Source organism: Pseudomonas sp. B21-048, from assembly GCF_024748615.1.
Lineage (GTDB): Bacteria > Pseudomonadota > Gammaproteobacteria > Pseudomonadales > Pseudomonadaceae > Aquipseudomonas.
Genome location: NZ_CP087168.1, coordinates 1,791,825 through 1,806,822, shown reverse-complemented (window position 1 = coordinate 1,806,822; position 14,998 = coordinate 1,791,825). Strand labels below are relative to the sequence as shown.

Sequence of the window (14,998 nt, the reverse complement as noted above, 5' to 3'; positions counted from 1 at the left end):
TTTTGGCAAAATAATCAAAGAATTACCCGACATCAAATTTTTATGCAAAGGTGCAAAAATAAATGTGCGCCCATCTAGCATGTCATCGCAAATGACATCCGGAATCATGGCTTACGAACATAAACTTGGCGTCCGCGCAACAAAAAAGGATCTTGTCAACATCTTTGACTTTGACGACAAAGACATTATTAGCGACCCACAGATGCAAACAGACTATTTCTTCCGCTGGTTAGAATCACTCAAGAAAAAACAATGATTTTCGAAAAATGACTCAATTAGAAATATCACTGAAATTTGGAAAACTCATTGAAATCGCAACGATTGAAATTCACCGACAAGAGTCGACACTGACCTTTATAAGGAAAAGCGGATTCAGAAAGAACTATACAAATCACGATCTATATTTATGCCTTGCTCAGATTCGACAAGAATTTCCTGAGATACAATTTCTGTGCAAAGGGGCAAAACTTAATGTAACCCCCTCAAGAATGTGCTCCCAAATGAGTGGTGGATCCGTCGCATACGAACTAACAATGGGAAAGCCTGCAACCTTTGACGACATAGTTCATATATTCGATTATGAGGAAGAAAATATTGCACAAAATTTACAGGAACAACGCGAGTTTTATAGAAATTGGTTACTGTCCCTAAGACAAGAATAAACATAATATTGCCACATCGGCGTCAGATTCAGATAGCGTTCCCAAGAAAAATAAAAAATCACGACATGGTCGGCGTCACGGCGGCCTATTATGATGGTAGCTACTCAACACCAACCCTTTCAGGAAGTACTTATGAAAGCAGAAATATTAATAAATAATCATGGAGTCGTAGAGACAGCCACACAATCAAATTTTACAGAAAAAAACCGACACTCACATTCACGATGCAAAATGGGTTAACAAAAACTTATACAGCTTATGACCTTTACGTATGCTTTGGCATGTTAAGAGCCGACTACTCTGAGATAAAATTTCTGTGTAAAGGAGCCAAGTTAAATGTTCATCCCTCACGAATGTCCTCCCAAATGTCTAGCGGCTTAATCGCATACGAACTTAACCTTGGAAAACCTAGCGAAGCAAAGAATTTAGTACGAATTTTCGACTATGAAGACGAAAACATTACTAGCAACATTGAGAAACAAGAAATCTTTTATAAAAACTGGATCGAGTCACTGATAATTACAGCAAAAAACTGAAGACAAACATACGATAAAACAATCGACGACATAACATATGCGCTCGCGCAAACCGCTAATCGAGTAGACGCATCAAGTTCTAGTCGACGACCCTTACAACCCAAGATTTACACAAAGAGAACTGCGTAAAAACAAAACCAAGTCAAGCATAAAAAACTCAAGGCAAATCCAACACAAGTACGTTCTCAACGTCACACCCATCGACACCAACTTCGTCCACCAGGCAATACCTTCTTTAAACCCAAACGTAAAATATAAAGTGAACATCGTAGAAATTTTAATAATCAGAAATGACAAATACCAAATCGCAAAACTTCTCTGCAACTCGAAAACGCTGACCATTAATTTCGTCATGAAAGATGAATATAGCAAAACGTATTCAGGAACGAATTTTTACGACTGTTTCGGCCATATCAGAAAAGAACATCGCAATATCGTTTTCCTGTGCAAAGGAGCAAAAATAAACGTACATCCCTCCAGCATGTCCTCGCAGATGTCACTTGGAGTAAAAGCCTATGAACTCACAATAGGTAAATATGCATCAATGAATTACGTTGTAAACATTTTTGATTACGAGGAAAACAACCTTACGAACGATCCGGAGGTCCAGAGAGAATTTTTTATGCGTTGGGTTGAGTCAGATATCTCGGAGGAGTAGCAAATCGAGAACAGATCGAGGGTGTCCTGAGGTTTGTGTAAACGGTCATTAGGCGCACACTGCCTTTCCCAAGGAGTCTCAATGACCGAGCCCAAGCGCACTAAACGAGTCAAACCCGATCCTGAACTGGTAAAGCTGGCCGACAGCCTGTTGGCCAACTACCGAAAACCCGAAGATCTGATCGGCGAAAATGGCCTGCTCAAGCAGCTCACCAAGATGCTCGTCGAACGAGCCCTGGAAGCTGAAATGACCGAGCACCTGGGGCATGACAAAAGCGCAGCCGTTACCAATGCCGAAGGAAATGCTCGCAACGGCCATAGCGGTAAGACGCTCAAGGGCGACTTTGGCGAGCTACCGCTGGAGATTCCCCGTGATCGCCAGGGAATGTTCGAGCCCCAGCTAGTTTCCAAGCACCAGACGCGTTGGACCGGCTTCGATGACAAGGTCATTTCGCTGTACGCCCGAGGGATGACTGTTCGGGAAATTCAGGGGCACCTGCAGGAGATGTACGGCACAGAGGTCTCTCCTAGCCTCATCTCGGCGATTACCGACGCCGTTAGCGAAGAGGTCAAAGTCTGGCAATCGCGTCCTCTGGACGAGCTCTATCCGATCCTCTACCTCGATTGCATTCACGTCAAAGTGCGCGACAGTGGCGCGGTCAGAACCAAGGCGGTTTACTTGGCCATTGGCGTCAATATGGACGGTCGAAAAGAAGTTCTAGGATTGTGGATCGCACAGACTGAAGGTGCCAAATTCTGGCTGCAAGTAGTCACAGAGCTTAAAACACGCGGGGTAAAAGACATCTTTATCGCCTGCGTGGATGGGCTCAAGGGCTTTCCTGAGGCGATCGAAGTGGTCTATCCGCAAGCCTCGGTTCAACTGTGCATCGTGCATATGGTGCGCAACAGCTTGAAGTTCGTATCGTGGAAGCATCAACGCGAAGCCGCTGCCGACCTCAAGCTTATTTACCGCTCGACGACGGTTGAAATGGCCGAGCAAAAGCTGACCGATTTCGAGGCCAAATGGGATGATCGATACCCTCTGATCAGCCAGTCATGGCGCAAAAACTGGGCGAGGGTCATACCTCTATTCGATTATCCACCTGAGATACGGACGGTGATCTATACCACCAACGCCATCGAGTCGATCAACATGAGCTTGCGCAAGGTCACCAAAAGCAGAGCCTCATTCCCGACTGATGACGCGGTTATGAAGCTCTTTTATCTGGCGCTGAATAACATCAGCAAGAAGTGGACAATGCCAATCAGGGACTGGGCGGGGGCCTTGAACCGGTTCAGTATCCAGTTCGAAGACCGGCTTTTGCAGGATTAACAGCAACGCCGTTTACACAGAATCCCGTACACCCCCAACAGATCGCGAAACCGTCTATTGCCACTGAACAACAAGCCCAGCTCAACGCTGGGCTCAGTTCTACAATAAATACACTGACTTAACCGCCAGAACCCCCGATTTCTCCTCCACTTCCCGCTCCATCACCGCTCTCATCAATTTCAAAATCACCTGACTCTCCAGACCCACTTCCAGAACCACTCCCCATCGAACTTCCATCGCTCATCGAGCCACTTCCCTTCCCCGGGCTGGTGCTGCTTCCATTGGCATCGCTGCCATTCCCACCACCAATAGTGTCCGGTGGCGGCACCTTCACGTCCGAGGAGCCCGCATTCATTTCCGAGTAGGGTGGCATCCCGCCCTTGTCGACCGGCGCATCGCGGCCAGAAGACTGAGCAAGCGCCGCCAATGAACTGATCGACAATAGGCCGACCAACGTCAGGGTCGTCAGTTTTGACCTGATCATGGCGCACCTCCTTTTAAGAGTGCTTTACCTGATGTCTGGCAGCGGTCGCTTTTTAAAGGTGCCGCGCAATCGACGAGCGGCGATGGATCGCTGCGCAGGTTTCAGCTCGGTTCTCCCGATAGATCATCACCGGCAATGTCCGGGTCATCGGGATTGGCTTCTATATCCCCGCGCTTCACATCATCGGTATCGGTGGGCACCTGCTCCACGCCGGTGTCGTCATCGTCGGGCGGGCGCTGATCGCGACTCAGGGAGTCGGTGGGTGAAGGCAGCGGGTATTCGGGGGTATCGTCGTCGATGTCGGAGTCTTTTGGATCAGCGTTCATAACGCACCTCTCAATGGACCTGAAAAGCAGATCCTGACATTTCGAGGACAACACGATAGACGCGGTTCGATCAGAGAGACGATCGGTCGGCCCGACCGCAAGCATGTTCACTCGTCGTCTTCTTCATCGTACTCGTCATACTCGCGGTTGCCCACGTCGCCTGCATCATCGGCATCGTTGAGTGGCACCGTAGCGTCGTCCATCAGAGACCCCGGATCTTCGTTGCCAGGATCGTTGATCGGACCTTCATCTTCCATGTCTTCGGTTTCCGGAGTCATGACATGCCTCGCGACGTTCAGGGGTGTATGACGTTCGAGGCGTCCTACGGGCAAACGTTCCTGAGTCCTACTGACAGAAACGAAAAACCCGGCGCTGGGCCGGGTTTCTACTGTCACTCGATATTGAGTTAGCGATGCTTGTATTTATTTTTATGCTTGTGTTTGTATTTGCCGCCACCGGAATGCGAGCTGTCGCTGTCATTACCCAGGTTGCTGCCCACCGCGCCGCCGGCTGCACCGCCCACGCCAGCGCCAATGGTTGAACCGGTGGAGCCGCCCAAACTATTGCCAATCACCGAGCCGCCCGCCGCGCCGATACCGCCGCCAACGGCCGCTTCTGTTCGGCTGCCCTTGCGCGCACCGACCGCGCTGCCTGCTGCGCCGCCGACGCCAGCGCCAACCGCTGCTCCCGTGCTGCCGCCTAGTTGACCGCCGACCACGTTACCCAACGCGCCGCCAAGACCACCGCCCACTGCAGCAGTGCCGTCACCGGCAGCCATTGCACCCTGAGCGACCAAAAGTCCTAAAACCACCGTGGACAATGTCAAACGCATGATATGAACCTCTAATTTCCGCATCGGGGGAAGAACGTGCCGCGGATAGGCCTCAGCCTGGCATCTGCGTCTGTTGAACAGCAAATCAGATACCGACTGTAAGAGATTTGAGCCATATACGGGAGAATCGTTCCAAAACGAAAAAGCCCGGCATCGAGCCGGGCTTTTTCAGCGGATCATTCAGGATCAGTGGCGCTTTTTGGACAGATTGCTGCCCACGCCGCCGCCCAATGCACCACCCAGACCGGCGCCGATGGTGGAACCCGTCTTGCCGCCCAGGCTGTTGCCGATCACCGAACCGCCCGCCGCGCCGACACCGCCGCCGATGGCCGCTTTGGTACGGCTGCCTTTGCGTGCTGCAACAGCACTGCCGGCTGCGCCCGCTACGCCAGCACCAATCGCTGCACCTGTGCTGCCGCCCATTTTCTGGCCAACCACATTACCCAGCGCGCCACCCAGACCACCACCCAGCGCGGCAGTGCCATCACCAGCAGCCATCGCACCTTGAGCAACCAAAAGGCCCAGAACCAGAGCGGGCAGTGTCAAACGCATAACGAGAACCTCAAAAAAGGGGGGATACCGAAAGGCCGGAGATTTGAATGCTTTAGAGGAGGCAAAGTCCGGACACAAACACGGAACAACCTCGTCATTGGCGACGGTTGGACAGCATTTATGGAAAAGGTTTTATGACAGGCAAAAAAAAGCCCGCTGGGGAGACGGGCCAGGGTACTGCTTTCTAACGGATGAGCTGAGACTACGTAGGCAGGTGTGAAAAGTTTGTGAAAAAACTACAAGACTGTAGGACATTTCTCTGCATTGCCATCAAGCCACTCTTTCTACCCTTCAAAAACAAGAAACCCCGCTCAATAGCGGGGGCTCTTACGAATCACTGTTTACTTCCTGGAAGCTACACCCAGCTTAGGCATGAATTTCGATTTCGGCCCTCGAGTTCGAGGCACTGTAGATTTGATTTTGTTGATTTTGATACGGTCTTCACCAAAGCTCGGCACATAGTCCGTCTGACCGCACTGCACGCAATTATTGATCGGAAACTCTGCCCCATCGTCTTCGATATACGGCTCAGCCATAGCTTCGCTCCTCTCAAAACGGGGTCGATACCGGCAAGCCCTTTTTGCCTGGAAAATATCGACCACTCAGGATTTTGAGACTAGCCGGTCATTCCAGGACTTGTGATTCATATTGTTACGTGCCGACGAATGGCCAACGCTGCTTCCTACAAAATCAAATGACGAATAAACAAAACGAGCAGGCTCTTGGCACAACGCCCTCAAGATTTTTTCACCCCACTTACCGCAGTTTGACCGCCGTCCCGGTCACAAACACCACCACCATCCCACCCTTGCCGGACGGCATGCTGATCTCATAATCGAGCCCCACCACCGCATCCGCTTGAAGCGCCCGCGCCCGCTCCTTGATCTCGTCGGTGGCTTGAATACGCGCATCCTTCAATGCCCGCTCCAGAGTCTGAGAACGCCCGCCGAAAAAGTCCCGCATGCCAGCGAACAGATCGCGAATCACGTTAACGCCCTGCACCGACTCGGCGCTGACGATATCCAGGTAAGCAGTGATTTGCCGTCCTTCGATGGTGTGGGTTGTGGTGGTGATCATGAGATTTCCTTTTTCAATCAGCTACCAATTGCACGTTCGTTGCGCATTGCGACAGTGCCTGAAGTATTAGAGCAGCTTGATCAACAGCGCAGTAAAGCGACCGTCCCCATCAGCCCAATAGCAACCGCCACTGGATACCAAAAAATCTCGCGGGTCAACTTACCGGCCTCGGCGTTCAGCTTGCGCTGCTCAGCGATCAGTTTGACTGATCTCCATATGAACCCCGCATTTCAACGACTTCGTGGTACGGGACAGATTCTTTAAGGCGCACTTGCTGGCGGCCGGGGTTCGCTATCGTGGGCCCGGCCAGTGCCGGTACACGTACGCAAGTCAGTTGCTGACCACCGGCGTGACATCGATCGACTGGATAGCGGAACAGATGGGGCATACCAATGGGAGCATGATCCGTCAGCATTACGGGACGTGGATCAACGAGGACGGACCGGACGTGGTGGGCATGTTGCAAATTGGCATTGAAGCTGTAGAGGTTGAGATACTGGCGAAAACTCCCCATGAATCGACAGGCCCCAATCGCCAGTGTTTTGGCAGTCGGGATCAGGTCCGGGGAAAGGTCGTCATCAGGGGGGTCGACATGAAGGGGATTCCTTTTCAAATAAGTGGCGGTCCGTCCGTAAAACTAGAGTGCCGGGGGGTTGGTATGCCAGTCTAGGGGGTGATGGTTTTCATGGCCCAAAGAAAAGGCCCCCACACTCTTGGCAAGTGCGGGGGCCTTTTCAACATATCACGCGTTCTGTCTATCGGTGGGCCATTTATGAATTTCTGAGTCGAATGATCGCGTCGGTGATCGCTTGCGCATTTCTGTCCAGCGTTTCCAAAGCCGCAACGGCGTTATCGGCAACATTGTCTGCGCCAGATCCTGAGATCCAGTGGGTGATCTCTTCGATCGCCGCACCGAGGGCATGCTGGTTGTGCAGAAGCAGTGTCAGAGCATCGGCCGTGGGAACGTTGGAATGCGAGTTATCGGGCATGGAGTCGTCCTTGAAGAGTGATTCAGAAAGCCAAGCTCATCTGGCTTTCGGTTATGGCCGGGCGCCTAATTTCAGATGATGTTTTTATAAACCTGTAAGCGCTACTGAACGTGCGTTGAAATTAGGTTGCTTTTGGCTGAACGCGGAAATCATAAACAGCCCTTAACCTGAGGCAAGGAACAGTCAAAGGCGCGGTTCATCGTGCGCGAAGAGCGTCTAAATGCTGCCTAAGTCTTTGTTCCACTATTGCTTTGCCACCGATGGTGTTGTCGTAAAAAAGAGTGCGGAAGCCGGAAATGTCGAATGGCAGCCTTTCGCGAGATCGATCGCTTAGGAGAATTGTGGCCTTGCCTAAACCGTGGGCGTAACCTACTTCATAGAATACATTTGGATTGTCAGGAGTGACATCGGCAATTATAAGTGCCGCAGTACGGATTGACTGAGTTATATCTTCCAAGATCTGACCCGACGTATGAAAGTCGTCTCCACGGACAACGTTGTAGCCATACTCCTCACAAAGAGGCTTTATAACGTCGCTATACAAGATATTGAAATCAGCTGAGAACTGCATAACGACGAAGCAGAGAGGCTGTTGTGAGTCAATTTTTAGGTTCCGAAACTTGACGCGCACATCGCCCTGCATGAAAAGCCCAATCTGACCGCGCTTGAGTGTACGCGTAACGGTAAGGACTCGAACATTATCTACGTACAGGTCTATAGATGATCCAACAGCGCGCACACTCATACCGACCCATTTATGGACTGGTACGGCTGAACCATGTCCAGCTCCGAGAACCGGCTCCCAGTTAAAGTTTCTAAGTGCCGCGATACCATACGGCGCGCCAAGGCAGTTAACTCCGAGAGCCAGCTCGAAATCAGTAGTTAGCTCAGTTGGATTGGCTACCGTGCCAGAAGATTGGGGTGAAGAAGGGTCTGCTGGAAGAAGAATTACACATGTACCGGCGCCACCTTCAAGAAAAACTTCCCATGAGATGCTGCCTTGCTCAAATTCGATATTTGAGCGAAGAATTGTGTGAGGAGAAAAAACTTTTTGGTCGGTGCTTGTAGCTGTAACCGGCTCACTGAACAACGGTTTAGTAGGAACATGAGTGATTTCGCTTCCATTAATCTCCGCATGTCCATATGTAGCCACCCAGTTCTGTTTTGTATTCACGAGTTGCTCCTGTAAAAGAGTACTGCTGCGTCATAGATCTAGAACGACAGCTTAGTAGCAGTGGGCGTTCGCGTCCTCAGCTACCACAAAAGCAGGCACCCTTTTTGTCGGCGACCGGTCGAGATTGCGTCCACCGCTCACTCACCAACCTTCGCACCGGAACAGGGCATCTGTCCCAGATCTGTCCCATATGGGTATTTTTCAGACGCCAAAAACCACAAACCCCCGACTTTCTCTAGGAAAATCAGGGGTTTGCGTTTACTGAATGTGGCGGTGAAGGAGAGATTCGAACTCTCGATACAGTTTCCTGTATACACACTTTCCAGGCGTGCTCCTTAAGCCACTCGGACACTTCACCGTATCTCTTCAAACATATTCAGTCTGTCGAGGCGCGCTAATGTAGTCGAAAGCTTTTCTGATGGCAAACATTTTTTTCAGAATTTTCATGCGGTTAACTCCGTTAACCCTTTCGTGCCGCTCAAGGGCATGGCAAACCTGCCAATCTCCGGCTTCGCCTTCCCTTCTATATAGAAGCCAAAGCGCGGCGGACGTGGCTGACTATGCCTGGTGGGTAGAGAAAGGGTGACTGGCGAGTCAGTCACGGCGCTTTACCTGGCCTATAGCGGTGAGTAACGTCTGCCCTACTTTATTAGAAGGATTGGCGTCATGAGTGAGTTGATTTCCTACCATCTCGAAGACGGTATCGCGACCCTGACCTTGAGCAATGGCAAGGTCAATGCCATCTCGCCGGACGTGATTGTTGCGTTTAATGCCGCGCTGGATCGGGCGGTGGCGGATCGGGCGGTGGTGATCATTACCAGTCAGCCGGGGATTTTTTCGGGTGGATATGATTTGAAGGTGATGACAGCCGGCCCTAACGAGGCCAGAGCACTGGTGGCTGCCGGTTCGACCCTGGCTCGTCGCCTGCTGTCGCACCCGTTTCCGGTCGTCGTCGCGTGTCCTGGGCATGCGGTGGCCAAGGGTGCGTTTATTCTGTTGTCGGCTGACTACCGCATTGGTGTCGATGGCCCGTTCAGCATTGGTCTGAATGAAGTGCAGATCGGCATGACCATGCACCACGCCGGTATCGAGCTGGCGCGTGATCGTCTGCGCAAGTCGGCGTTTCATCGTGCGGTGATCAATGCCGAGATGTTCAATCCTCAGAGTGCTGTGGATGCCGGCTTCCTTGATCTGGTGGTATCGGCCGAAGAGCTGCAAGGTGCGGCGCTGGCGGCGGCTCGTCAGTTGAAGAAGCTCAACATGATCGCCCACAAGAACACCAAGCTGAAAGTACGCAAAGCGCTGCTGGAGACGCTGGACAACGCGATCATCCTGGATCAGGAGCATATGGGTTAAGCCCGAACGTGTCGCACCGAAAAGCCCGACCGTCGTGTCGGGCTTTTTCTTGCGTTTTGGTTTAAAAACTTACAACCGCTCTAGACCGCATCTGACCCATAAGTCTGAAATATGCACTCAAATATCGGCTATCTCCCACTTCTATAGCGGCAATTGCCGAAAACAGTGCACATCCGTACACTGCGCCACCTTTTATCCCGGTGGGCCCTGTAAATGCTGTTTGTGTTTCGTATGTTATTGATGGGTTTGCACTTTATTCTGGCCGGTATGCTTGGGGTGATTCTGGGTCTGTGCCGACCGTTTAATCCGGACAACAGCCGTTTATGCGCACGTCTATACGCGTGGCCGGCGATGTGCATTTTGCGTTTGCGGGTGAAAGCCGACGTCGGGCCGTTGATGGATAAGCCTGACAGTTGCGTGATCATTGCCAACCATCAGTCCAACTACGATCTGTTTGTATTCGGCAACGTAGTACCCCGCCGCACCGTGTGCATCGGTAAGAAAAGCCTCAAGTGGGTGCCGCTGTTCGGGCAGTTGTTCTGGCTGGCCGGCAATGTGCTGATTGACCGCGGCAATGCGCATAAGGCACGCCAGTCGATGCTGACCACTACTCACACCTTGCAGCATGAAGACACCTCGATCTGGGTCTTCCCGGAAGGCACGCGCAACCTGGGCGAAGCCCTGTTGCCGTTCAAAAAAGGTGCGTTTCAGATGGCGATTGCGGCGGGTGTGCCGATTGTTCCGGTATGTGTCAGCAGTTACGTCAAACATATGCGATTGAACCGCTGGCGCAGTAGGAAGATTCTGATCCGTTCGCTGCCGGCGATACCGACAGCTGGATTGAGTCTGGATGACATGCCGATGCTGATCGCCCAGTGCCGCGAGCAGATGCGCGAGTGCATTGATTCAATGGACCAGCAACTGCAAGCCCCCTGAAAAAACCCGCCCTGCGCGGGTAATGCCAGTCAGTTAAGCGTGCTACTGAACCTGTGGCGAGGGAGCTTGCTCCCTCGCCACAGGTTACTCATCGCTTGTTCTATCTCTTAACTGACTGGCATTACTCTGCACGGTTTTTTTTTGCCAGTTATGCTGGCTTTGACTTCAGGCTAATCGATTGGCGCGGATGATATGAAAAGAATATCTATTGCAAAAAAAAGCCCGCCAGCATTGGCCCAAACTAAAAAAAATAGCACTTGAGAATCAATCGCCCAGTCTCTAAGCTGCTTCGGCGTCAAGGAGGACGCCCCCCCCTTTTCTACTCGCGTAATTTCCTCCCGATTTATTCCCCCCTCGCTGTAAAGTAGCAGCCATAAAAATCATTTTCTGGAATCGATTATGGCCGTGGCTAAATCCTCTTTCGACATCAGCGCAAACTTCGACAGCGGCAATATAGAAGTGCTGGACATCAGCAATCCGCTGCAAGCGCTGCTGGCGATCAAGCCAGACACCCGCAGCCAGCACTTCCAGTGGTTCCACTTCAAGGCCAGCGGTCTGCACGTCGGTCAAGATCATTGGTTTCGTCTGAACAACGCCAGTAAATCCTCGTACAACAGAGCTTGGGATGGCTATCAGGCGGTGGCGTCCTATGACCACGTCAACTGGTTCCGGGTGCCGACCATTTTCGAAGGCGACTGCCTGCGTTTCAGCCTCGAAGCCACGGCCACCCATGCCTGGTTTGCTTATTTCGAACCCTACAGCCGTGGCCGGCATGACTGGCTGATCGAACAGGCACTGACCAAAGCCGGCACCGAACTGCTGGCCACCGGCAAGAGCGTTGAAGGTCGCGACATCCAGTTGTTGCGTAAAGGTTCAGGTGCCGAAGGTCAGCGCAAGGTCTGGATCATCGCCCAGCAACACCCCGGCGAACACATGGCCGAATGGTTCATGGAAGGCGTGATCGAGCGCCTGGAAAAATACGACGACCCCGTGCTGAAAAAACTCCTGGCCAGTGCTGACCTGTATCTGGTGCCGAACATGAACCCGGATGGCGCCTTCCACGGCCATTTGCGCACCAACGCCATGGGCCAGGACCTGAACCGCGCCTGGCAGAACGCCAGTCAGGAAATCAGCCCGGAAGTGCTCTTCGTTCAGCAGCAGATGGAAAAGTATGGCGTCGACCTGTTCCTCGACATCCATGGCGATGAAGAAATCCCCTACGTGTTCACCGCCGGTTGCGAAGGCAATCCGGGCTATACGCCACGGATCGAAAAGCTCGAAGAGCATTTCCGTAGTCATCTGAAACATCAAACCAGGGATTTCCAGACCAAACACGGCTACACCCGCGACTTGCCCGGCAAAGCCAACATGACCCTGGCCTGCAACAGCGTTGGTCAGAAGTTCGACTGCCTGTCACTGACCCTGGAAATGCCTTTCAAGGATAATAACGACGCACCGAACCCGCTGACCGGCTGGTCCGGCAAGCGCTCGAAGCAGTTGGGCAAGGACGTGCTGACGACCATCGCCGACATGGTCGATAGCCTGCGCTGATTGTCCTTGAGATCAAAAAATCGCAGCCTGCGGCAGCTCATTGATCGCGTACATCCGCAGCGTTGAGCTGCCGGGATCACCCGCGGCCCCTGTCCCGCATCATGCTGCCCAGCACGTCATCCCGGCGCACCCTCGTCGCCGGTTCGCGACGCCCCTTTAAAATTCAACCCATCCGTCGCGCCGTACCAAACAACCGGACCCGACTCAACTCGCCGTCCCGTTCTTCCAGCAAAATCGGCGCCGTGCCGCCAGGCATGACCACCTTTACTTCCCCCGCTGCCACCCACCCTATTCGCCACGCCGCACACGCCACCGCACTGGCGCTGGTACCCGACGAGGCGGTCGGCCCTTCGCCGCGTTCGAACACTCGCGTAACAACTCGCCCCTCGGATTCAAGCATCGCCCATTGCAGGTTCACCCCTGCCACACACGGCTGCCCTGCCCCAGTCGGCATGGCATAGGCGATGCGGGTCAATCCTTCGGCTAACGCCGATTCGCGCATCTGTGCATTACTTGGCAACGCATCGGCGGCTGTCACCAACGTCACACAGTGGGGATTACCGATACGCACGAACTGGCTGCGACTCCAGGCTGGGTCGATCGCCGACAACGGCCGCACATGACTGACTTCGCGCCCCTTCAATGTCATGGGTTCAACCCCTTGCGCGCCCACCGCTCCAGGTCCGAATGATGGCTGTCCCAGGTCCAGCCAGAACCCTTGCATGCCATCGATTTCAGCGGGTTTCACAGAAGTCTTCACCGGCGAAATCGCATCGCTTTTGTCGTGATGAACCCGAAGCAGACAGGCCTCTTCCGTCGGCATCAACCCTTGTTCACCGAGGGCCTGGGAAAAAATCGTCAGGCCATTGCCACTGCGCTCGGCCAGCGTGCCGTCGGTGTTGACGATCAGCAGGTCAAAGGGTGGCGACGATTGAAACGGCCCCACCAGCAGACCGTCGCAACGATGCGCCTTGCTGCCGGGCGGCTGTGTACCGGGGGCCCAAGCGCACAATGCCTCGATAGCCGACAACGCCCAGGCCTCACGGGTTTGCGCGGCACGGCAGGCCTGTTCAGGTATATCGATAGCGTTGCGGCGCAGGGCGTCAGGCGCCACGACCGCATAGATATTGCCTCGAGCATCGTACAAACGCGTCATGGCGCCCCCTGTATGAACAATTGATGCGTCGACGATATCGCGAAACAGCGGCTGGCTGTGCAAGGATGTCATCCTGCCTGACTGCGACCCCATCCGGGCAAGATGATCGAACCCTTTGTGGTTGCTCACTGCCCCTTGGAAACGCGACGCTTTTTGCCAAGGATTGATAATGACCAACCTCAACACCGAAGCCTCATTCGTCCCCGGACGTCTGGAACAGATGTCCACACGCATCGCCTTTTTCATCGCCGGGTTCGGCATCGCGGCCTGGGCGCCGCTGGTGCCGTACGCCAAGGCGCGGGCCGGGCTGGATGAAGGCACCCTCGGGCTGTTGCTGTTGTGCCTGGGGGTGGGCTCGATTCTGGCGATGCCGATGGCCGGGATGCTGGCTGCGCGTTTCGGTTGCCGACGCATGTTGAGCGGCGGGACTTTGTTGATCTGTGCGGCTCTGCCTCTGTTGGCGACGGTGTCGTCGATTCCAGCGCTGATCGTCGCATTATTCATGTTCGGCGCGGGCCTGGGCACGGTGGATTCGACGGTGAACCTGCAAGCGGTGATCGTCGAGCGGGCCAGCGGCAAGACCATGATGTCGGGTTTCCATGGGTTGTTCAGCCTGGGCGGAATTGTCGGCGCGGCAGGTGTCAGCGCCCTGCTCGGCCTGGGCGCTTCACCGCTGGGTGCGACGCTGGTGGTGATTGTGTTGCTGATCGTGGCGTTGCTTAAAGCGGCGCCGCACCTGTTGCCCTATGGCAGTGAAAGCTCCGGCCCGGCGTTTGCCGTGCCCCATGGCATCGTGCTGTTTATCGGCGGAATGTGTTTCATCGTGTTCCTCTCCGAAGGCGCAGCACTCGACTGGAGCGCGGTGTTCCTGGCGCAGGAGCGTGGGATCGACACAGCGTATGCAGGGTTGGGTTATGCGGCGTTTGCGCTGACCATGACCGTCGGGCGTTTGACCGGCGATGCCATTGTCCGGCGTCTCGGTGCGACACGAGTGATTGTATTCGGTGGATCGACGGCTGCGGCGGGCTTGGCACTGGCGACATTTGCACCGAGCTGGGAAGCGGCACTGGTGGGGTATGCGCTGCTGGGCACTGGCTGCTCGAACATTGTCCCGGTGCTCTATACCGCCGTGGGCAAACAGACCGTTATGCCGCAAAGCATTGCCGTGCCGGCCATTACCACTCTGGGTTATGCAGGGATTCTCGCCGGGCCTGCGGTGATCGGCTTTATCGCCCATGGCAGCAGCTTGAGTTTTGCCTTTGGGTTGATGGCGGTGCTGCTGGTGGCGGTGGCGATTGGCGGGAAGGTGTTGAAAGTTTAAAAGTATCGCGGGCAAGTCGGAACGGTACGGCGATCCGACTTGCCCGCGAATGAATC

General features: G+C 53.7%; 17 protein-coding genes, 1 tRNA gene and 2 pseudogenes. 9 read left to right on the top strand and 11 right to left on the bottom strand.

The window, feature by feature from the left end:
• Positions 1 to 106 precede the first annotated feature (106 nt).
• The 4 genes and pseudogenes from LOY56_RS08340 (at position 107) to LOY56_RS08325 (ending at position 3,188) form a co-directional block, all read left to right on the top strand.
• On the top strand, positions 107 to 256 hold the full coding sequence (locus LOY56_RS08340) for a hypothetical protein (RefSeq protein ID WP_258620990.1): 150 nt from the start codon (positions 107 to 109) through the stop codon (positions 254 to 256).
• A 10-nt stretch (positions 257 to 266) separates the two neighbouring features.
• Positions 267 to 662 carry a hypothetical protein gene (locus tag LOY56_RS08335; RefSeq protein ID WP_258620989.1) on the top strand — a complete coding sequence of 132 codons (396 nt, stop codon included), beginning with the start codon at positions 267 to 269 and terminating at the stop codon, positions 660 to 662.
• A 132-nt stretch (positions 663 to 794) separates the two neighbouring features.
• A pseudogene (locus tag LOY56_RS26970) lies at positions 795 to 1,198 on the top strand (hypothetical protein).
• A 739-nt stretch (positions 1,199 to 1,937) separates the two neighbouring features.
• Positions 1,938 to 3,188: an IS256 family transposase gene (locus LOY56_RS08325; RefSeq protein WP_258615961.1), complete on the top strand. Its 1,251-nt coding sequence runs from the start codon at positions 1,938 to 1,940 to the stop codon at positions 3,186 to 3,188.
• A 118-nt stretch (positions 3,189 to 3,306) separates the two neighbouring features.
• Here the strand turns inward: LOY56_RS08325 and LOY56_RS08320 are convergent, their stop codons facing one another.
• The 7 genes from LOY56_RS08320 to LOY56_RS08290 form a co-directional block, all read right to left on the bottom strand.
• Positions 3,307 to 3,672, bottom strand: a complete 366-nt coding sequence (locus LOY56_RS08320) for a hypothetical protein (protein ID WP_258620987.1) — start codon at positions 3,670 to 3,672, stop codon at positions 3,307 to 3,309.
• A gap of 101 nt (positions 3,673 to 3,773) precedes the next feature.
• Complete coding sequence (locus tag LOY56_RS08315) at positions 3,774 to 3,998, bottom strand: hypothetical protein (RefSeq protein ID WP_258620986.1); 225 nt, start codon at positions 3,996 to 3,998, stop codon at positions 3,774 to 3,776.
• Between the two features lie 107 nt (positions 3,999 to 4,105).
• Positions 4,106 to 4,276 (bottom strand): hypothetical protein, encoded by a 171-nt coding sequence (locus tag LOY56_RS08310; RefSeq protein WP_258620985.1) that lies wholly within the window; start codon positions 4,274 to 4,276, stop codon positions 4,106 to 4,108.
• Between the two features lie 128 nt (positions 4,277 to 4,404).
• Positions 4,405 to 4,830: a glycine zipper domain-containing protein gene (locus tag LOY56_RS08305; RefSeq protein WP_258620984.1), complete on the bottom strand. Its 426-nt coding sequence runs from the start codon at positions 4,828 to 4,830 to the stop codon at positions 4,405 to 4,407.
• Positions 4,831 to 5,016: 186 nt separating this feature from the next.
• Positions 5,017 to 5,382 carry a glycine zipper domain-containing protein gene (locus tag LOY56_RS08300; RefSeq protein WP_038979874.1) on the bottom strand — a complete coding sequence of 122 codons (366 nt, stop codon included), beginning with the start codon at positions 5,380 to 5,382 and terminating at the stop codon, positions 5,017 to 5,019.
• A gap of 341 nt (positions 5,383 to 5,723) precedes the next feature.
• The gene (locus LOY56_RS08295; RefSeq protein ID WP_258620983.1) at positions 5,724 to 5,918 is read right to left on the bottom strand and encodes a hypothetical protein; all 195 of its coding nucleotides are present in this window, start codon (positions 5,916 to 5,918) and stop codon (positions 5,724 to 5,726) included.
• Between the two features lie 220 nt (positions 5,919 to 6,138).
• Positions 6,139 to 6,459, bottom strand: a complete 321-nt coding sequence (locus LOY56_RS08290) for a YbjQ family protein (RefSeq protein WP_038979872.1) — start codon at positions 6,457 to 6,459, stop codon at positions 6,139 to 6,141.
• Between the two features lie 223 nt (positions 6,460 to 6,682).
• Here LOY56_RS08290 and LOY56_RS08285 point away from each other — a divergent pair.
• Positions 6,683 to 6,925 (top strand): annotated as a pseudogene (locus LOY56_RS08285) (site-specific integrase); the annotation flags it as partial.
• 304 nt (positions 6,926 to 7,229) lie between these two features.
• On the opposite strand, the gene LOY56_RS08280 reads toward LOY56_RS08285, so the two are convergent.
• The 3 genes from LOY56_RS08280 to LOY56_RS08270 all read right to left on the bottom strand — a co-directional run bounded on the left by LOY56_RS08280 (position 7,230) and on the right by LOY56_RS08270 (position 8,980).
• Entirely contained in the window at positions 7,230 to 7,448 is a 219-nt protein-coding gene (locus LOY56_RS08280) for a hypothetical protein (RefSeq protein ID WP_258620982.1), read from the bottom strand.
• A 196-nt stretch (positions 7,449 to 7,644) separates the two neighbouring features.
• Positions 7,645 to 8,622, bottom strand: a complete 978-nt coding sequence (locus tag LOY56_RS08275) for a hypothetical protein (protein ID WP_258620981.1) — start codon at positions 8,620 to 8,622, stop codon at positions 7,645 to 7,647.
• Between the two features lie 268 nt (positions 8,623 to 8,890).
• A tRNA-Ser gene (locus LOY56_RS08270) sits at positions 8,891 to 8,980 on the bottom strand.
• Between the two features lie 308 nt (positions 8,981 to 9,288).
• Between LOY56_RS08270 and LOY56_RS08265 the strand changes: the two genes are divergently transcribed.
• From LOY56_RS08265 to LOY56_RS08255, 3 genes are all read left to right on the top strand, one after another.
• Positions 9,289 to 9,978 carry a crotonase/enoyl-CoA hydratase family protein gene (locus LOY56_RS08265; RefSeq protein WP_258620980.1) on the top strand — a complete coding sequence of 230 codons (690 nt, stop codon included), beginning with the start codon at positions 9,289 to 9,291 and terminating at the stop codon, positions 9,976 to 9,978.
• 213 nt (positions 9,979 to 10,191) lie between these two features.
• Entirely contained in the window at positions 10,192 to 10,914 is a 723-nt protein-coding gene (locus LOY56_RS08260) for a 1-acylglycerol-3-phosphate O-acyltransferase (protein ID WP_258620979.1), read from the top strand.
• A 399-nt stretch (positions 10,915 to 11,313) separates the two neighbouring features.
• Positions 11,314 to 12,465, top strand: coding sequence for a M14-type cytosolic carboxypeptidase (locus tag LOY56_RS08255; RefSeq protein ID WP_258620978.1), 1,152 nt, complete (start codon positions 11,314 to 11,316; stop codon positions 12,463 to 12,465).
• Positions 12,466 to 12,628: 163 nt separating this feature from the next.
• Here the strand turns inward: LOY56_RS08255 and LOY56_RS08250 are convergent, their stop codons facing one another.
• A complete protein-coding gene (locus LOY56_RS08250; RefSeq protein WP_258620976.1) occupies positions 12,629 to 13,621 on the bottom strand; it encodes a diaminopimelate epimerase in 993 nt (330 codons plus the stop codon).
• A 169-nt stretch (positions 13,622 to 13,790) separates the two neighbouring features.
• Here LOY56_RS08250 and LOY56_RS08245 point away from each other — a divergent pair, with 169 nt between their 5' ends.
• Complete coding sequence (locus tag LOY56_RS08245; RefSeq protein ID WP_258620974.1) at positions 13,791 to 14,942, top strand: MFS transporter; 1,152 nt, start codon at positions 13,791 to 13,793, stop codon at positions 14,940 to 14,942.
• Positions 14,943 to 14,998: the final 56 nt, after the last annotated feature.